This is a genomic window from Candidatus Accumulibacter sp. ACC005 (genome assembly GCF_907163215.1).
GTDB lineage: Bacteria > Pseudomonadota > Gammaproteobacteria > Burkholderiales > Rhodocyclaceae > Accumulibacter > Accumulibacter regalis.
Window position 1 is genome coordinate 417,586 of record NZ_CAJQUB010000012.1, and the last position, 18,199, is coordinate 435,784.

General features: G+C 65.3%; 18 protein-coding genes. 15 read left to right on the plus strand and 3 right to left on the minus strand.

Going from position 1 to position 18,199, the window contains the following annotated elements; translation table 11 throughout:
* The first annotated feature begins 14 nt into the window (after positions 1 to 14).
* From nusA to truB, 4 genes are read left to right on the plus strand one after another with little or no spacing between them, the layout of a single operon-like run.
* Complete coding sequence (nusA, locus tag QZ613_RS15720) at positions 15 to 1,487, plus strand: transcription termination factor NusA (RefSeq protein ID WP_043566004.1); 1,473 nt, start codon at positions 15 to 17, stop codon at positions 1,485 to 1,487.
* Positions 1,488 to 1,506: 19 nt separating this feature from the next.
* A complete protein-coding gene (infB, locus tag QZ613_RS15725; RefSeq protein ID WP_291983149.1) occupies positions 1,507 to 4,383 on the plus strand; it encodes a translation initiation factor IF-2 in 2,877 nt (958 codons plus the stop codon).
* Positions 4,384 to 4,770 (plus strand): 30S ribosome-binding factor RbfA, encoded by a 387-nt coding sequence (rbfA, locus tag QZ613_RS15730; protein ID WP_043565999.1) that lies wholly within the window; start codon positions 4,384 to 4,386, stop codon positions 4,768 to 4,770. It begins immediately after the preceding gene.
* Positions 4,767 to 5,663: a tRNA pseudouridine(55) synthase TruB gene (gene truB, locus QZ613_RS15735; RefSeq protein WP_043565996.1), complete on the plus strand. Its 897-nt coding sequence runs from the start codon at positions 4,767 to 4,769 to the stop codon at positions 5,661 to 5,663. Before rbfA ends, truB begins: the two co-directional genes overlap by 4 nt.
* A 45-nt stretch (positions 5,664 to 5,708) precedes the next feature.
* Here truB and QZ613_RS15740 read toward each other — a convergent pair whose 3' ends face one another.
* Genes QZ613_RS15740 through QZ613_RS15750 form a run of 3 tightly spaced genes read right to left on the minus strand, consistent with a single transcriptional unit; the run spans position 5,709 to position 7,904 of the window.
* Positions 5,709 to 6,374: an energy-coupling factor ABC transporter ATP-binding protein gene (locus QZ613_RS15740; RefSeq protein ID WP_043565992.1), complete on the minus strand. Its 666-nt coding sequence runs from the start codon at positions 6,372 to 6,374 to the stop codon at positions 5,709 to 5,711.
* Positions 6,371 to 7,063, minus strand: a complete 693-nt coding sequence (locus QZ613_RS15745) for an ABC transporter permease (protein ID WP_043565988.1) — start codon at positions 7,061 to 7,063, stop codon at positions 6,371 to 6,373. Before QZ613_RS15745 ends, QZ613_RS15740 begins: the two co-directional genes overlap by 4 nt.
* Before the next feature lie 10 nt (positions 7,064 to 7,073).
* The gene (locus tag QZ613_RS15750) at positions 7,074 to 7,904 is read right to left on the minus strand and encodes a substrate-binding domain-containing protein (protein WP_043565985.1); all 831 of its coding nucleotides are present in this window, start codon (positions 7,902 to 7,904) and stop codon (positions 7,074 to 7,076) included.
* 169 nt (positions 7,905 to 8,073) lie between these two features.
* Here QZ613_RS15750 and QZ613_RS15755 point away from each other — a divergent pair, with 169 nt between their 5' ends.
* From QZ613_RS15755 to QZ613_RS15805, 11 genes are all read left to right on the plus strand, one after another.
* Positions 8,074 to 9,279, plus strand: coding sequence for an HDOD domain-containing protein (locus QZ613_RS15755; RefSeq protein WP_291864292.1), 1,206 nt, complete (start codon positions 8,074 to 8,076; stop codon positions 9,277 to 9,279).
* A 43-nt stretch (positions 9,280 to 9,322) separates the two neighbouring features.
* Positions 9,323 to 10,378 (plus strand): quinone-dependent dihydroorotate dehydrogenase, encoded by a 1,056-nt coding sequence (locus QZ613_RS15760; protein WP_043565981.1) that lies wholly within the window; start codon positions 9,323 to 9,325, stop codon positions 10,376 to 10,378.
* Between the two features lie 97 nt (positions 10,379 to 10,475).
* Positions 10,476 to 11,060, plus strand: coding sequence for an electron transport complex subunit RsxA (rsxA, locus tag QZ613_RS15765; RefSeq protein WP_043565977.1), 585 nt, complete (start codon positions 10,476 to 10,478; stop codon positions 11,058 to 11,060).
* Between the two features lie 13 nt (positions 11,061 to 11,073).
* Positions 11,074 to 11,625, plus strand: a complete 552-nt coding sequence (gene rsxB, locus QZ613_RS15770) for an electron transport complex subunit RsxB (RefSeq protein ID WP_043565973.1) — start codon at positions 11,074 to 11,076, stop codon at positions 11,623 to 11,625.
* A 10-nt stretch (positions 11,626 to 11,635) separates the two neighbouring features.
* Positions 11,636 to 13,537, plus strand: a complete 1,902-nt coding sequence (rsxC, locus tag QZ613_RS15775) for an electron transport complex subunit RsxC (RefSeq protein WP_291864285.1) — start codon at positions 11,636 to 11,638, stop codon at positions 13,535 to 13,537.
* Positions 13,534 to 14,559 carry an RnfABCDGE type electron transport complex subunit D gene (locus tag QZ613_RS15780; protein ID WP_043567379.1) on the plus strand — a complete coding sequence of 342 codons (1,026 nt, stop codon included), beginning with the start codon at positions 13,534 to 13,536 and terminating at the stop codon, positions 14,557 to 14,559. Before rsxC ends, QZ613_RS15780 begins: the two co-directional genes overlap by 4 nt.
* Positions 14,556 to 15,239 carry an electron transport complex subunit RsxG gene (gene rsxG, locus QZ613_RS15785; RefSeq protein WP_291864282.1) on the plus strand — a complete coding sequence of 228 codons (684 nt, stop codon included), beginning with the start codon at positions 14,556 to 14,558 and terminating at the stop codon, positions 15,237 to 15,239. The genes QZ613_RS15780 and rsxG overlap by 4 nt, the downstream gene beginning before the upstream one ends.
* Positions 15,239 to 15,934, plus strand: a complete 696-nt coding sequence (locus QZ613_RS15790) for an electron transport complex subunit E (protein ID WP_043567421.1) — start codon at positions 15,239 to 15,241, stop codon at positions 15,932 to 15,934. The genes rsxG and QZ613_RS15790 overlap by 1 nt, the downstream gene beginning before the upstream one ends.
* Positions 15,935 to 15,968: 34 nt before the next feature.
* Positions 15,969 to 16,622: an endonuclease III gene (gene nth, locus QZ613_RS15795; protein ID WP_043567378.1), complete on the plus strand. Its 654-nt coding sequence runs from the start codon at positions 15,969 to 15,971 to the stop codon at positions 16,620 to 16,622.
* Positions 16,619 to 17,752, plus strand: a complete 1,134-nt coding sequence (locus QZ613_RS15800; RefSeq protein ID WP_291983152.1) for an FIST C-terminal domain-containing protein — start codon at positions 16,619 to 16,621, stop codon at positions 17,750 to 17,752. The genes nth and QZ613_RS15800 overlap by 4 nt, the downstream gene beginning before the upstream one ends.
* The gene (locus tag QZ613_RS15805; protein WP_043567374.1) at positions 17,733 to 18,161 is read left to right on the plus strand and encodes a DUF1841 family protein; all 429 of its coding nucleotides are present in this window, start codon (positions 17,733 to 17,735) and stop codon (positions 18,159 to 18,161) included. Before QZ613_RS15800 ends, QZ613_RS15805 begins: the two co-directional genes overlap by 20 nt.
* Positions 18,162 to 18,199 lie beyond the last annotated feature (38 nt).

Here is an 18,199-nt window from a genome sequence, read left to right on the forward strand (position 1 = left end):
GAGGAAATGAGCAAATGAGCCGCGAAATCTTGCTGCTGGTAGATGTCCTGGCGCGTGAAAAGAACGTCACCAGGGACATCGTCTTCGGCGCGCTCGAACTGGCGCTGGCGTCGGCTACCAAGAAGCGCATCCACGACGATGCCAACGTTCGCGTGGTGGTCGACCGCGAAACCGGCGATTTCGAAACCTTCCGCCGCTGGGAGGTCGTTGCCGATCATGACTTTCTTGACGAGGAACAACAGATTCCCTTGTCGGAAGCGCAGGGTCAGGATCCCGAGGTCGAAGTGGGGGATTTTCTGGAAGAGGCGCTGGAGCCGATCGATTTCGGTCGGATCGGCGCCCAAGCTGCCAAACAGGTGATTCTGCAGAAAATCCGCGACGCCGAGCGCGAACAGATTCTCAACGATTTCCTGGGGCGCAAGGAGCACTTGGTGATCGGGACCATCAAGCGCATGGAACGGGGCAACGCGATCATCGAGACGGGCAAGATCGAAGCCCTGCTGCCGCGCGACCAGATGATCCCGCGCGAGAATCTGCGCGTCGGTGACCGGGTCAAGGCCTTTCTGCTGCGTATCGATCGTGCCGCCCGCGGGCCGCAGCTGATACTCTCGCGCACGGCGCCGGAGTTCATCGTCAAGTTGTTCGCCCTGGAAGTGCCGGAAGTCGATGACGGCCTGCTCGAAATCAAGGCCGCTGCGCGTGACCCCGGCATGCGTGCCAAGATCGCGGTCAAGTCCAACGACCAGCGCATCGATCCGATCGGCACCTGCGTCGGCATGCGTGGTATGCGGGTCACCGCGGTGACCAACGAGCTGGCCGGCGAACGTGTCGATATCGTCCTCTGGTCGCCGGATCCGGCCCAGTTCGTCGTTGGGGCCCTGGCGCCGGCGGAAGTCAGTTCGATCATCGTCGATGAAGAGAAGCATTGCATGGACGTGGTGGTCGACGAGCAGAACCTGGCGATAGCCATTGGTCGTGGCGGTCAGAATGTCCGCCTTGCTTCGGAAATGACCGGTTGGACGATCAACCTGATGACCGAAGAAGAGTCGCAAACCTTGGTCGAGGCCGAGGCTGCGGCGATCCGTGTGCTGTTCATGGAAAGGCTCGATGTCGACGAGGAAGTGGCCAATATCCTGATCGAGGAAGGGTTCTCGACGCTCGAGGAAGTCGCTTATGTGCCGGTCCACGAGATGCTCGAGATCGAGTCCTTCGACGAGGCAACCGTTCAGGAACTGCGCGAGCGTGCGCGCAACGTCCTGCTCACCGAGGCCATCGCCACCGAAGAGAAGATCGAGGATGTCGCCGAGGACATGCTGGGCCTTGAGGGGATGGACAAGTCCCTGGCCGGGAAACTGGCGGGAAGTGGTATCAAGACGCGCGACGATCTCGCCGATCTTGCGGTCGACGAACTGACCGAACTGACCGGCATGGATACCCAACGGGCTAAACAACTGATCACCACGGCGCGTGCGCACTGGTTCGAGTAAGCGGGAAAAAGGAATTCATATGGCGCAAACAAGTGTTGCCCAATTTGCTACCCAACTGAAGATGGCGGAGGGTGTCCTGCTCGAGCAGCTGCGCCGTGCCGGCGTGGCCAAGAGCGAGGCCGGTGAGTTGCTTTCCGAGCAGGACAAATCCAGGCTTCTGGAGTACCTGCGGCGCTCGCATGGCGGTGACGCCAAGACCAAGATTACCCTGACGCGCAAAGAGACCAGCGAGATCCGGTCGCATGATTCGCACGGAAAATCGCACACGGTCCAGGTCGAGGTGCGCAAGAAGCGGGTGCTGGTCAAACGTGATCCGGTCGAGGCGCGACCCGGGGTTGCGGCGCAGCCGGCAATCCCCGCCGCGGGCGAGGAGGTGATGGTCGAGGCAGTTACCGCGCCGGTGCCTGCTCCGGTCTTCGAGCCGGTCTTCGAGCCGCTGCCTGAGACCACGGTCGCGGAAGTGGCTGTCGAGCCGGTGGTCGAAAAAGAGCCCGAGCCGGTGGTCGAAAAAGCGCCCGAGCCGGTGGCCGAGGTGGCCGCCGCAGAAGCGGTCGTCGAGACGCCGGCCGAGGCGCCGGTCGACACGACATCCGAACCCGTCAGCAGTGAAAAGGCCAAGCCGGCCGGCAAGAAAGTCAAGGCCGAAGCGGGTGGCAGAAAAGTGGTGACGCGGGCATCGATCATCGGCGAGGAGCAGCAGAAGCTGCGCGCCGAGGAAGAACGGCGCAACGCCGAGCTGCGTGCGCTGCAGGAAGCCGAGTTCAAGAACAAGCAGCAGCGCGTTGTCGATCTGGCGCGGGCGAAGCAGGACGCTGAAGCCAAGGCCGTCGCGGCCAAGGCTGCAGGTGTTGCCAAGCAGGTCGCCGCGCAGACCGCCAGCGAGCGACCGGCGGAAGACAAGACCTTGCACAAGCCGGCGGGAAAGCCTGCCAGCACCGACAAGAAAACGCCCGACAAGAAAGCCGTCGACAAGAAGGGCCAGTGGAAGAACGAAGGCGCCAACAAGCGGGCGGGGCTGCGCACGCGTGGCGCAACGGGGGCCAGTGGCTGGCGCGACAACAAGCATGGCAAGCGCGGCGGGCGCGGCAGCGGGGTCGACGAGGAGCATTCCTTCCAGGCACCGCTCGACCCGGTCATTCACGAGGTCTCTGTCCCGGAGACCATTTCCGTTGCCGACCTGGCCCACAAGATGGCCGTCAAGGCCACCGAGGTGATCAAGGCGCTGATGAAGATGGGTTCGATGGTGACCATCAATCAGGTGCTCGATCAGGAAACGGCGATGATTATCGTCGAGGAGATGGGCCACAAGGCGTTTGCCGCCAAGCTCGACGATCCGGACGCCTTCCTCCTTGACGTGGATGCCGCCGACCACAAGGATGCGCCGCTCGAACCGCGCGCGCCGGTGGTGACTGTCATGGGCCACGTCGACCACGGCAAGACCTCGCTCCTCGACCACATTCGTCGTACGCGTGTGGCCAGCGGCGAAGCGGGTGGCATCACCCAGCACATTGGTGCCTACCACGTTGAAACCGAGCGTGGCATGGTGACCTTCCTCGACACCCCTGGTCACGAAGCCTTTACGGCCATGCGTGCCCGCGGCGCCAAGGCGACCGACCTGGTAATCCTGGTCGTTGCCGCTGACGACGGCGTCATGCCGCAGACGCGCGAGGCGATTCACCACGCCAAGGCCGCCGGTGTCCCGCTGGTGGTCGCCGTGAACAAGATCGACAAGCCCGGCGCACAACCCGAACGCGTGAAACAGGAACTGGTGGCCGAAGAGGTCGTTCCCGAAGAGTACGGTGGCGACGTGCCGTTCATCCTGGTTTCGGCGAAGACCGGGGCGGGTATCGACGAATTGCTCGAGAACGTCCTGCTGCAGGCCGACATGCTAGAACTCAAGGCGCCGAGGGAGTCGGCGGCCAAGGGTTTGATCATCGAGGCGCGCATCGACAAGGGCCGCGGTCCGGTGGCGACGATGCTGGTTTTGTCGGGAACGCTGCGACAGGGCGACGTGCTGCTGGCAGGCCAGGTTTTTGGTCGGGTGCGCGCCATGCTGGATGAGAACGGCAAGGTCATCAAGGAGGCGGGACCGTCGATCCCGGTCGAAATCCTGGGTCTTTCCGACGTTCCCGCGGCCGGGCAAGAGGCGGTCGTGCTGGCTGACGAACGCAAGGTGCGCGAGATCGCGCTGTTCCGTCAGGGCAAGTACCGTGACGTCAAACTGGCGACCAAGCAGGCGGCCAATCTGGAGAATATTCTCGAGACCATGACCACTGCCGAAGCCAAGGTGCTGCCGTTGATCATCAAGGCCGACGTGCAGGGTTCGCAGGAAGCGCTGGTGCAGTCGCTGCAGAAGCTGTCCACCAGTGAAGTCAAGGTCAACGTGATCCATGCCGCCGTCGGTGCGATCAGCGAATCGGACGTGCACCTGGCGCAGGCGTCGAATGCGGTGATCATCGGTTTCAATACCCGTGCCGACGCCGGTGCGCGCAAGGCAGCCGAGCACGCCGGTGTCGATATCCGCTACTACAACATCATCTACGATGCGGTGGACGAGGTGAAGAACGCGCTCTCCGGCATGCTCTCGCCGGAGAAGCGCGAAGACATTACCGGTCTGGTCGAGATCAGGCAGGTCTTCCGGGCCACGCGTATCGGCACCATTGCCGGTTGCTACGTTCTCGAAGGCGTGATCAGGCGCAACTCGCGTGTGCGCCTGCTGCGCAACCATATCGTCGTCTGGGACGGCGAGCTCGATGGCCTGAAGCGCTTCAAGGATGACGCCAAGGAAGTGCGTTCCGGCTTCGAATGCGGTCTGTCGCTGAAGAACTACAACGCCTACGAAGAGGGTGACCAGCTCGAAGCCTACGACGTCACGGAAGTCGCTCGGAAGCTGTAAATGCCTGCCAACAAGGGGTTTTTGCGCCGGGACCGGATCTGCGAGCAGATCCGCCGCGAGCTCGCCGAGGTCATCCGCACCGAGCTGCGCGACCCGCGCGTGGGCATGGTCAGCCTGACCGAGGTGCATATCAGTGCCGACTACGCGCATGCCAAGGTGTACTTCAGCAGCCTGGCCGCTGGTGAGCAGCTGGACTCGGTTGTGCTCGGTTTGCAGAACGCGTCGGGTTTCCTGCGCGGCGAGTTGGGCAAGCGGATCAGCATCCACAGCACGCCGCAGCTGCATTTCATCTTCGACGAGTCGCTGGAACGCGGCGAGAAGATGTCCAAGCTGATCAGCGAGGCGGCGGCCATTTCGGATCAAACCGATCCTCCCGAACAGGCTTGACTACCCGCAAGAGCTGGCAGCGCGTCGATGGCGTCTTGCTCCTCGACAAGTCGCCGGGGATGACTTCGAACTCGGCGCTGCAAGCTGCCCGACGCCTGTTTTCAGCGGCCAAGGGAGGCCACACCGGCACCCTCGACCCCCTCGCCAGCGGCCTGCTGCCCCTTTGTTTCGGCGCCGCGACCAAGTTCGCGGTCGACCTGCTCGCCGCCGACAAGACCTACGAAGCCGATCTCCTCTTTGGCGTCACGACGGATACCGGTGACGCCGACGGCAGCGTCATCGAGCGTCGCCCGGTCGCTTTCGGCCGCGGCGAGCTCGAGCTCGCTCTGGTCGGCTTGCGCGGGCCGATTCGCCAGGTTCCGCCGATGTACTCGGCATTGAAGCGCGATGGCAAACCGCTGTACGAGCTCGCCCGCCAGGGAATTGAAGTCGAGCGCGAGGCACGCCAGGTGACGGTCCACGAGCTGCGCCTGCTGGACTTTTCCGGTGATCGTTGTCGTCTGCGGGTCGCCTGCAGCAAGGGCACCTATATCCGCAGCCTGGCCGAGGACCTGGGGCGATCGCTCGCCTGCGGCGCGCACTTGACCGCGCTCCGCCGCGTCGCCGTTGGCGCCCTGGTGGTCGCCGAGGCCGTGACCCTCGATCAGTTGGCGGCGCTGGCCGAAGACGGGCGCGAGCGCTGGCTACTGCCCCCGGACACCCTGCTGCAGAGTCTGCCCGTGGTTAGTCTCGACGACGACGCCGCGGCGCGCTTCGCGCACGGTAATCCGGTGGGCAGCAGCGCAGCTGCGCCCGGAAAATGTCGCGTGTACGTGAATGGTCGGCTCCTCGGTCTCGGCGAGGTCGATGGCCAGGGCAGCGTTCAACCGCGGCGGGTGATCGGCTCGGCGTAGCGCCGCTCGCTTCGCCCCGACCGGCACGCGCTCCTTGCTCCACGCTCAGGGCGCAGCTTCGCTGTCGTGGCGAATCTCGCCGTCGACCAGATGCAGCCGACGCCGGTTGGCCAGCGCAATCATGTCGCGATCATGGCAGGCGACGACGGCGGTGCTTTCGGGACCGCAGAAGCCGTGCACCAGATCGATCGTCTGCTGGCGCGATTCGGCGTCGAGGTTGGCCGTGGGTTCGTCGAGCAAGAGCACCTTCGGCGCCAGTACCCAGGCCCGTGCCAGCGCCACGCGTTGTCTTTCCCCCCCCGACAGCTTCTGCGGCGGTGTGCGCAGCAGATGGCCCAGACGTGCCCAGGCGATGGCTGCCCTGACCAGGCGTTCACGCTCGCTGGCCTCGATGCCGCGCGCGCGCAAGCCGTAGGCGATGTTCTCGGCGACGCTGGTATGAAACAGATAGGGCTGCTGATGGACGTAGATCACTTCCCGCCGCAGCCAGTCCGGATACGGGTGCCAGTCGAAACGGTGCTCGCGGAAGTGGCCGCTGCCGCCGTCCGGCGCGTCGATGCCGGCCAGGATGCGCAGCAAGGTCGACTTGCCGCTGCCGTTTTCGCCAGTCAGCACGTAGCGCTCGCCGGCGCTGAGGCTCAACGTTTCGATCGCCAGCAAGCGCCGGTCGGCGAAAGACTTGGCCAGCCCGGCCACTGCCAGCAGGCTCATCGTCGCGATTCCCCCTGAAAGAAAGCGAACGAGAAATTGACGCCGAGGGCGACGACCAGGAGCACGATGCCCAGGGCAATTCCCTGCGCAAAGTCGCCCTTGCTGGTTTCCAGGGCGATCGCCGTCGGAATGTTGCGGGTCACGCCGGCAATATTGCCGCCGACCATCAAAGAGCAGCCAATTTCCGAAACCACGCGACCGAAGGCATTGCAGACCGCCGCCATCAGCGCGAAGCGCACTTCGACGAGCAGCGTCCAGGCGACACGTGCGCCCGACGCACCGAGCGCCACGGCGGTCTCGCGTGCGCGCGGGTCGGCGCCCTGAATCGCCGACAGCGAGAAGGCGATGAGTACGGGCAGGGCGATGAGCACCTGGCCGATGACCATCGCCGTCTGGGTGAACAACAGGTGCAATTGTCCGAAGACGCCCTGGCGCGAAAGCAGCAGGTAGAGCAGCAGGCCGACAACCACCGTTGGCGAGGCCAGCAGTCCCTGGATGACGACGATCAGCGCACGCCGCCCCGGGAAGCGAAGCGTGGCCAACAGATAGCCGCAGCCAATGCCCACCGGCATGGCGACGAGCATGGCACGCAGGGTCACCGACAGGGAGACGCCGACGATCGTCCACAGCTCCGCATCTCCGGAGAGCAGCAGTCGTAGTGCGGCGTGCGTGGCGTCGAGCAAGCCCAAAGAGCAGCCGCTACTTCTTGCCGGCCGGCGTCACGAAGAACAACTGTTCTCCGTTGGGCCTGAAAGCGCTGATTGCCGCGCGCCCGCTGGCGCTGGTCAACCAGTCGATCAGCGCCAGCGCACCACTGAAGTTGATGTCCGGATACTTGCTGCGGCTGACGGCCATGATGCCATAGGGGTTGAACATGCGCGGGTCACCCTGGACCAGGATTTCCAGCCCCGTCCGCGCCTGGTAGGTCGCGTAGGTGGCGCGATCGGACAGGGTGTAGGCGTGCATCTCGCCAGCCATGGTCAGCACCTCGCCCATGCCGAGACCCGCCGCGACGTACCATGGCTTTCCCTGGGCGGCGATGGCCAGTTCCCGCCAGTAGCTGCGCTCCATGCGCTCGGTCCCGGAATCGTCGCCGCGCGAGACGAAGCGCGCCTGCGTCGCCGCAATCTGCCGCAGTGCGGCGAGCACGTCGCCACCGCCGCGCACCCCGGCGGGATCGCTTTTCGGGCCGACGAGGACGAAGTCGTTGTACATCACGTCGTGCCGTTCGCTGCCGTGGCCGGCGGCGACAAAGGCCTCCTCGGCCTGGCGGTCATGAACGAGGACGACGTCGACATCGCCGTTCTCGGCCAGCTTGAGAGCCTTGCCGGTGCCCACCGAAATGACATGCACCTTGATTCCCTGCTGCCGTTCGAACGGCGGCAGGATGGCCCGCAGGAGACCTGAATTGTCGGTGCTGGTCGTCGTCGCCAGGCGCAAATCGCGCGCCTCGAGCGCCGTCGACTGCAGCACGCAGAGCAGGATGAGTGCCGTTGCCAGGCGGTAGACGCTAAAGAAACTGCCTGCCATGTCGTTACCCGTGCTAGAAGGCGATGATTTGACGCTCAGGTTTCACGGCCATCGCCATGAGTTCTGTACCTGGCTGTGAGCGGCGGCAGCGATTGTCGACCACAGGCCTTCGACCAAGGCCAGCAGAAGCCGGCATAAACCCAAGAACAATCGAAAAAGAACCAGGATCATGCCTGAACTGTATTCGTTTTTGCGCCCCCTGCTCGCCGCTGACAAGCGTTGGGCTGCGCTGGAGTGCTGTTTCGCCGACCCGAGCCTGCTTGCCGCCAGCGAGTTGGCGGCGCGCTTCGTCGATGCCGGTGCGGCGGCTCCGGCAAAGAGCACGCCTCTGGTCGTGTCAATCGAACCGGAATGGCTGCCGGAGAGCGAGTTTATCGACAAATTCGAGCCCGACCAAGCCATATTCGTGCTCCCGGCGAGAGTCCTGGAAGATGCACCAGGCCTCGCTCTGTGCCAGAACCTGCGCCAGCAGGGGCGTCACCTCGGTGTACGGCTTGACCGTCGCCAACTGATCGAGCGCCTTGCAGGCGCCCCTTTCGATTACCTGCAAATCGACGCGGCGATGGCGCGCTACGAACTCACGGCGCTCGACTGGAGCGCCCTCCAGCGCCAACGCCTGGGCAGGATCGCGGCAGGCGTCGCTTCCCTGGATTCCTTCGAGTGGCTGGCGGAAAAGAACTTCGAGCTTGCCGACAGCAGATTCGTGACCGTTGTCGACCCGCACGCAGGTGGCCAGCCGGACCTGGCGCGGTTGAAGGTCCTCAAGTTGTTGACGCTGGTCATTCAGGATGCCGATACGGCCGAGATCGAAGAGGTTTTCCGTCAGGAGGCGCGGCTGGCGTACAACCTGCTGCGTCTGGTCAATTCGGTCGCCGTTGGCGCCAAGACGCGCATCAGCAGTTTCCATCAGGCGATTGCCTTGCTCGGCCGCCGCCAGTTGCAACGCTGGTTGCAACTGCTCATTTACGCCGATCAACTGACCCACGCCAACCGGCCGAACCCCCTGCTGCAACTGGCCGCTGAACGCGGCCGTCAGATGGAGCTGCTCTCCCTGGGTCTGGCCGCGACGGGCGAGCTTGCCGACGGCGGCGACGCCGCTTTCATGACCGGCATCTTTTCCTTGCTCGATATCCTGCTCAAGCTGCCGATGAGCGAAATTCTCGGCGAGCTGCCGCTGTCGGCAGAGGTCGGGCAGGCGCTGTCGTCGCGGCAGGGTACGCTGGGTACGCTGCTGGCGGCCATCGTTGCCGGCGAGGCCGGTGAGCTGGAGAAGGCGCAGACACTCCTGGCGGGCCTGGGGATCAGTCCGGCGTGCCACGCCATGGCCCAGTTGGGCGCCTTTTGCTGGGCGAGCCGAATCAACGCCGAGCGCTAGCGTGCTGCAGCCGCCGCATGCTGCGATGCGGTAAAATGCGCCAATGATTTATCCACTGCTTCGCAAGTTCTTTTTCGCGCTCGACGCCGAGACCGCACATGGTGTCGGAATGGCGGGCATCGACCTGATCAAGGCCGCCGGTATGGCGTCGCTGCTCGCCCGCCCGGTGGCTCCCGACCCGGTGCAGGTGATGGGACTGGATTTTCCCAACCCGGTCGGTCTGGCGGCTGGTCTGGACAAGAACGGCGAGCATGTCGACGCCCTGGCTGCACAGGGCTTCGGTTTTATCGAGGTGGGCACGGTGACGCCGCGTGCGCAGCCGGGAAATCCCAGGCCTCGCCTGTTCCGCATCCCGGAAAGACAGGCGATCATCAACCGCATGGGCTTCAACAACGACGGCGTCGAAAAGCTGCTGAGCAATATCGCCGCCGCCAGCTTCGCCCGCCAGGGCGGTATTCTCGGGATCAATATCGGCAAGAACTTCGATACTCCGATGGAGAAAGCGGCCGACGATTATCTGCTTTGCCTTGACCGCGTCTACCCGGCGGCGAGCTACGTGGCGGTGAATATTTCCAGTCCGAATACGCGCAACCTGCGCGAGCTGCAGCGCGACGACGCGCTCGACGCCTTGCTCGGCAGCCTGAAGGCGGCGCAGGCCAGGCTTGCCGACCGTCACGGCAAATATGTGCCGCTGGCGCTGAAGATCGCCCCGGACCTCGAAGACGAGCAGGTCCGGGCGATTGCCGCCTTGCTGCGTCAACACCACATGGACGGCGTCATCGCCACCAATACCACGCTCTCGCGAACCGGCGTCGAGGGGCTGCCCAATGCCGAGCAGGCCGGCGGACTTTCCGGTGCGCCGGTGCTTGCCCGGTCGACGGCGGTGCTTGCCAAGCTGGCGGCAGCGCTGGGCGGCGAAGTGCCGATCATCGGTGTCGGCGGGATCATGAGCGGGAGCGATGCGGCGGCCAAGATCGCCGCCGGTGCCAGCCTGGTTCAGTTCTACACCGGTTTCATCTACCGCGGCCCGGAACTGGTGGCCGAGGCCGCCGCCGCCATCGCCAGCCAGCGCACGCTGCACATGCCGGGCACGGCCTGAGCCCGGAAGGCGCTACTGACAAGGTGGTTGAACGCTCGCATTCGACACGGGATAATCGCTGCGCCCCGGACTGCGCTGCCAACAGCCTACGCTCACCATGACCCACTACCTGTTCATCATCATCGGCGCGGTTCTCGTCAACAACGTCGTGCTGGTGAAAATTCTCGGCCTTTGCCCATTCATGGGCGTTTCCAGGAAACTGGAGACGGCTTTCGGCATGGGTGCGGCGACGACCTTCGTGCTCACCGTCGGCACCGGTGCCAGCTATATCATCGACCATTACCTGTTGATGCCCTTTGATCTCGAATACCTGCGCACGCTGTCGTTCATCATCACCATCGCCGCGGTCGTCCAACTCACCGAGATGGTCATCCAGAAAACCAGTCCGCTGCTGCATCAGGTGCTCGGTATCTATTTGCCGCTGATCACCACCAATTGCGCCGTTCTCGGAGTGCCGCTGCTGAACATCGCCAACAAGAACGACTTCGTCGAATCGCTGCTCTTCGGTGCCGGCAGCGCCATCGGTTTCTCGCTCGTACTGGTGCTCTTTGCCGGCATTCGCGAACGGGTCGAAGGCGCCGACGTGCCTGCCTACTTTCGGGGCAACGCGATCGCCATGATCACCGCCGGGCTGATGAGCCTCGCCTTCATGGGCTTCGCCGGACTGGACCGCTACCCGTGAGAGTCGCCAGCCAATGATCATCACCCTGGCGGTCATGGCGCTCGGGGCCATCGTCCTCGGCGCGGCGCTCGGTTATGCGTCGATCAAGTTCAAGGTCGAGGGCGACCCGCTGGTCGAAAAGATAGACGCGATCCTGCCGCAGACCCAGTGCGGGCAGTGCGGCTACCCGGGCTGCAAACCCTACGCCACGGCAATTTCGGCAGGTGAAGCCGACATCAACCTTTGTCCGCCAGGCGGCATGGATGGCGTGCGCAAACTCGCCGATCTGCTCGGCCGTGAAGTCAAACCGCTGGAGGCCGAAGAGAAGCCGAAGCAGGTGGCGATCATCATCGAGGAAACGTGCATCGGCTGCACCCTGTGTATCCAGGCCTGCCCGGTCGACGCCATCGTTGGCGCCGCCAAGCAGATGCACACGGTCGTCGAACCCTTGTGCACGGGTTGCGAGCTGTGCGTCAAACCGTGCCCGGTCGAATGCATCGAAATGCGGCCGATCAGCGAAAATCTCGACAACTGGAAGTGGAAATACCCGGTGATCGAAATCAAGCCAGCCAAGCGTGCCGCCTGAGGCGAGCGGAATGCTGCAGCGACTCTTCAACTTCAAGGGCGGCGTCAAGCCGCAGACGCACAAGACGCCTTCGGTGCAGGAACCGATCGCCCTGGCGCCGCTGCCGTCGCGCCTCTACGTGCCGCTGCATCAGAGCATCGGCGGCGAGCCGCTGCCGCTCGTCGAAGTCGGTGAGCAGGTGCGCAAGGGACAGGTCATTGGCGGCGCCGACGGCTGGCTGTCGGCGGCCGCGCACGCGTCGACTTCCGGTACCGTGCTGGCCATCGAGCAGCATATGGCTGCTCATCCCTCGGGCCTGCCGACGCTGACCGTGGTCATCGAGCCCGACGGCCGCGACGAGTGGATTGCGCGCACGCCGCTCGATCACCGCAGTCTGCCTCCCGAGCAGGTGCGCGAAGCGCTGCGTGACGCCGGTGTCGTCGGTCTCGGCGGTGCCGTCTTTCCCAGTCACGCCAAGCTCACCGCTGCCGCAGGCGTGGCCGTGGAAGAGCTGGTCATCAACGGCGCCGAGTGCGAGCCCTACATGAGCTGCGACGATGTCCTGATGCGCGAGCGTGCCGAGGAGATCGTTCGCGGAACGGCCATCTTTCGCGACCTGCTCGCCGCGCAGCGGGTACTGATCGGCATCGAAGACAACAAGCCGGAAGCCGTCGCCGCCATGCAACGAGCGGTGCAGGAGGTCGGTGAAGACCATGAAGTGATCGCTGTCCCGACTCGCTACCCGGCCGGCGGCGCCAAGCAGCTGATTCGCGTCCTGACCGGCAAGGAGGTCCCGGCGAGCAAGCGCTCGACCGAACTGGGCGTGCAGTGCTTCAACGTCGGCACGGTCTACTCGGCGTATCGCGCCCTGGCTTTCGGCGAGCCGGTGATCTCGCGCATCGTCACCCTGACCGGCAATCTCGAACAGCCGCGCAACTGGGAAGTGCGGCTCGGTACGCCGCTGCGCGAGCTGGTCGCGCTCGGCCGGCCGAAAGCCGATACCGACCGCTACCTGATGGGCGGGCCGATGATGGGCTTTGCCCTGCCGAGCCTCGATGCGCCGGTGGTCAAGGCGACCAACTGCATCATCGCCGCATCGCCGACGATGTTCCCGGCGAGTCCGCCGGAGATGCCGTGCATCCGTTGCGGCGCCTGCGCCGAAGTCTGTCCGCACGAGCTGCAACCGTTCGAGTTGTACTGGTTCGCACGCGCGCGCAACTTCGGCAAGACGCAGGAGTACCACGTCTTCGACTGTATCGAGTGTGGCTGCTGCAGCTACGTTTGCCCGTCGCACATTCCCCTGGTGCAGTATTTTCGTTTCGCCAAGAGCGAGATCTGGTCGCGCGAGCGGGAAAAGAAGGGCGCCGACGCCGCCAAGGCGCGCTTCGAGCTGCGCAACGCGCGCGAGGAACGCGAACAGGCCGAAAAAGCGGCACGCCTGGCCAAAGGCGCTGCCGCGCGCGCGGCCGAGAAGCAGGCGCGGTTGGCGGCAGCGGGCGAGCTGCCGGCCGCCGCTCAAGGTCCTGCCGCGGCGGCGGCGAAGCCACCGCTCGCCAGCGGGTCCGAAGCCGACGCGCTGCCGGCGGTCGCCGCGCCGTCGGCGCAATCCGGCGACGCGTCTGCGCCCGTCGCCTCTGTCGCCCCTGAAGCTTCCGCGCCCGACGCCTCTGCGGCCCCTGAAACTCCCGCGCCCGACGCCGAAGCGATCAAGAAGGCGACCATCGTCGCGGCGATGGAACGTGCGCGCGCCCAGCGCGCGGCGGTGCAACCGCGCAATACCGAGCAACTGACTTCTGAGCAGAAGCGCCAGCTCGCTGCGGTCGACGCGAGGAGGGCGGCGCTGCAGGCAGAAGACGCGGCGGAGCTGGAGGCGGCGAGTGCCGGGCAGGCCACGTCGACACCCGTCGAGAAACCTGGGCGAACGGCCGGATGAGCGATTTCAGCACGCCCCCTTATCTGCTGCAGCAAGGCACCAGCGTTCGCCGGGTCATGGTGCAGGTGCTGCTCGCACTGCTGCCCGGCATTGCCGCCTACGTCTGGCTGATCGGTCCGGGTATCGTCGTGCAGCTGGGGCTGGCGACCCTGGCGGCGCTCGCCGGCGAGGCCCTGGTGCTCGGCCTGCGGCGCAAGCCCCTGGCCCTGTTCCTGAGCGACGGCAGTGCCATCGTCACCGCCTGGCTGATCGCGCTGAGCTTCCCGCCGCTGGCTCCGTGGTGGTTGATCGTCGTTGGCACGCTGTTTGCCGTCATCGTTGGCAAACATCTCTACGGGGGCCTGGGCCAGAACCCGTTCAACCCGGCGATGCTTGCCTTTGCCGCCTGCATCGTCTCGTTTCCGGCGCTGATGTCGCAATGGCCGACGCTCGGCCTGCAACTCGGTTTCGCCGAGCAGCTGAAGATGATTGCCGGTCTGGCACCGCGTGTCGACGTGATGAGCGGCGCGACGCCGCTCGATGCGCTGAAGACCGCGTTGAAGCTCTCCAATGGCAGCGTCGATGTGCCTACATTGCTGGCCACGCAGGATGTTTTCGGAAATTTCGCCGGCCGTGGCTGGGAGTGGGTGGCCAGCGCCTATCTGCTCGGTGGCCTGTGGTTGTGGCAGCGCAAGCTGATCAGCTGGCACGCACCGTTCGGCTTCATTGCCGGCTTGAGCTCGCTGGCGCTGCTGCTCTGGGGGTGGAATCCGCAACAGTTCGCCAACCCGGTTTTTCATCTTTTTTCGGGTGGCGCGCTGCTCGGCGCCTTCTTCATCGTCACCGACCCGGTTTCTGGCTGCACGACGCCGAAAGGCAAGCTGATCTTTGGCCTGCTTGCCGGCCTGCTGGCGTACATCATCCGCGTCTTCGGCGGTTTTCCCGACGGCATCGCTTTTGCGGTGCTGCTGCTGAATCTCTGTGTGCCGCTGATCGACATGTATTCGCAGCCGCCGATCTTCGGTCTCAAGGACGAGCCATGACGCCGCCGCTCAAGACGATCGGCGCCGCAGCGATGGCCGTGCGCACGGCCATCGTCCTGTTCGTCTTTGTCGTCGTCTTCACCGCTCTGCTGGCGGCGGTTTTCAGGTCCACCGAGCCGGCCATCGAAGCCGCGGCGGCAGCCGAGAAAATGAAACTGATCGGCGAAGTCCTGCCGCGCGAGCTTTACGACAACGACCTGCTCAACGACCAGCGGCAGTTGCCGGCAAGCGCCGGTCTCGGGCTCGACGAGCCGTCGACCGCCTATCTGGCGCGCAGGAACGGCAGCGCCAGTGCGCTGGTTTTCGAAGCCGTCGCCCCTGACGGCTATTCCGGCAGGATTCGCCTGTTGCTGGCGGTGGCTGCCGATGGCAGCCTGCTTGGCGTTCGCGTCACGCAGCACAAGGAGACGCCCGGGCTGGGCGACTACATCGACCCGCGCAAGGACAAGGACAAGAAAAGGCCGTGGATCAGCCAGTTCAACGGTCTCTCGCTGGCCAGCGTTGCCGAGGGCGAATGGGCGGTCAGGAAAGACCATGGCCGTTTCGACTCGCTCGCCGGTGCGACGGTCACGCCGCGCGCGGTGATCAAGGCGGTGCACAAGGCGCTGCAATACGTCGCCGACAACCGCCAGCAGTTCTTCCCCACGCTCCCCGCAGCCAGCCAAGGAGAAAGCAAGTGATCGATCGCGAACAATTCCGCCAGATCCTGGACAACGGCGTCTGGCACCAGAACGCCAGCCTCATACAGCTGCTTGGTCTGTGTCCGCTGCTGGCAGTGACCACGACGCTGGTCAATGGGGTGATGCTTTCCCTGGCGACGATCATCGTCATGGCGGTGGCCAACGTTGCCGTCGCGTCGCTGCGCAACCTGATTCCGCACGAGATTCGCATTCCGGTCTTCATCCTCGTCGTGGCCGCACTGGTGACCGTCGTCGACCTGATCTTCAACGCCTACTTTCACGAGCTGTACCTGGTCCTTGGCATCTTCATCCCGCTGATCGTCACCAACTGCATCGTCCTCGCGCGGGTCGAAGCTTTTGCCAACAAGAATCCCCCTCTCCAATCGCTCCTTGACGGTGTTTTCATGGGTATCGGTTTGCTGTGGACCCTGGCCCTGCTCGGCGGCTTGCGCGAGCTGATCGGCGGTGGCACGCTGTTTGCGGGAATCGACATGGTCTTTCCCGGCGTCCACGGGCTGCAACTGCTGCCTGCCGACTACCCGGGCTTCCTGCTCGCCGTTCTGCCGCCGGGTGCTTTCATTCTTCTTGGCTTGCTGATCGCCTGGAAGAACTGGGCCGAAGCGCGCGCCGCGGCGCGCAAGCCCGATGCCGGGTCCGACCATCGGTCGCCGCTGCCCGTCGCTGACGGTGTCTGAGCAGCGCCGGATTTCTCCCGCTCCAGGTTTGCCGATGAACAGCCAGCAGCGGCAGGAGCTCTTCGAGCGCTTACGCGCGGCCAATCCCGAGCCGACCACCGAGCTCGAGTACGCGACGACCTTCCAGTTGCTGGTGGCCGTCATCCTGTCGGCGCAGGCCACCGACAAGAGCGTCAACCTGGCCACCCGCCGGCTCTTCGCCGATGCGCCGACGCCAGCGGCGATGCTGGCCCTGGGCGAGGAGGGTCTGGCCGCGTACATCAACCGCATCGGTCTTTACCCGAGCAAGGCGCGCAACGTCATCGCCACCTGTCGGCAACTGGTCGAGCTCTACGGCGGCGAAGTGCCGCCCTCGAGGGCGGCGCTCGAAGCCTTGCCGGGAGTCGGTCGCAAGACGGCCAACGTGGTCCTCAATACCGCCTTTGGCGAAGCGACGATCGCCGTGGACACGCACATCTTCCGCGTTGCCAACCGCAGCGGACTGGCTCCCGGCAAGACGCCGCTGGCGGTCGAGCACGAGCTTCTCAAGCGCGTTCCCGCCGAGTTTCGCCAATCGGCGCATCACTGGCTGATCCTGCACGGGCGCTACGTGTGCAAGGCGCGCAAGCCGGAATGCTGGCGCTGCGCGATCGCCGACCTGTGCGCGTGGTCCGGGAAGGCCGATCCTTGCGCAGCGCAGCGGCCATGAGCGTCGCCAGCGCGCTGGTCTCGGGCAACGATGCGCTGCCCGCGCTGGCCGAAGAGGCGCTCGCGAAGGCGCTCGCCAGGAGCGGCGCCAGCCATGCCACGGGGGTGCTGCTCTTCCTCACTCCGGACTTCTCCCGCTGCGCGCAGCAGACGGTCAGCGCCGTGGCCCGGGCCGCCCAGTGCACCGAGGTCGCCGGTGGCATCGCCGCCGGTGTCTTCAGCGAGCACGGCTGGGTGATCGATCGACCTGCGGCAGCCGTCATGGTCTTCGCCGGCGGTCTGTCGCTGGATCATCGCGAAGGCGGCGCGCCAGCGGGCGAAGCGCATCGGGAAGCATTCATGAGCTATGCCGGGGGCAGTTTTCCGTATCCCTGGGGGGACGCGACGAAGCGCCGCTTCGGCGGCAGCTTCGCTGGCAGCACTGGCGGCAGCGCGCCCACCGTCTGGCAGCACAGCCGTCTGGCGGCAAGCTGTAGCGTGCGCGTGCACGGAGCGCGGGTCGACATCGGCGTATCGAGCGGCTGGAGCCTGCTCGCCGAGCCGCGGCGGATAGAGCGCAGTCGCGCTTACGATCTGCTCTCGCTGGGGGGTGAAAGCGCGCTCGACAGCCTGCTCGGTGCCCTGCCAGCCGACCTGCGCGAGCAGGGGCCGCCGCCGCTGGCCGCACTGTCTGCGCTGCTGATCGACGAGGAGAGTGGCGCCAACCGGGACGCATTCAGTGCCGCTGGCCGGCATTCGATCGCCATTCTCTCGGCCAACGCGGCGGATCGCTCGCTGACCCTGGCCGAAGGGACGAGGCCGGGGCAAAGGCTGGCCTGGGCGATTCGCCGGCCACAGTCGGCCGAGGACGACATGCGTCGCAGCGTCGAGCAACTGGCCGCCGTTGTGGCAGAACCGGTTGCCGGCCTGGTTTTCTCGTGCATCGGTCGCGGTCCGTACTTTCATGGCGCCCATGAACCTGAGCTTGACTGCCTGCGCCGGGCGTTTCCCGGTCTGCCGCTGTTGGGCGTTTACGGAACCGGGCAAATCGCGGCCTGCGCAGCGGGCGGCAATCGTTCGCTGCACAATGCCGTGGTCACCGCCCTGATCAGCAACTCGTCCCGGAGGTCCAGTGTTCAATCCCAGTCGTGAGCAGGTACGGCAGTTTTTCTGCGCCGCCTGGCGCAAGCATCTCGATCGCGCCATCCTCGAGGGCGCCGAAGTCACGGCCGCCGACCTGATCGTCGAGCACCCGGAATATCATGCGCTGCTCGAAAATCCCGAGCGGGCGGTCGAGCAGGAGTTCGCGCCCGAGAACGGGCAGATGAATCCCTTCCTGCACCTCTCGCTGCACCTCGCCGTCGCCGAGCAGATCAGCATCGATCAGCCGCCGGGCATACGTGCCGCTTACCAGGCGCTGCGCGGGCGGCTCGAAGTCCATGACGCCGAGCACGCCATCCTCGAGTGCCTCGGCGAGGCGCTGTGGCGCTCGCAGCGCGACGGCAGCGCCATCGACGGTGTCGCCTACCTCGACTGCGTGCGGCGTGCCGCCGGCGCCTGAGGCGCAGCAGGGTGCCGCAGCGAACCCGGCGTGCGGAC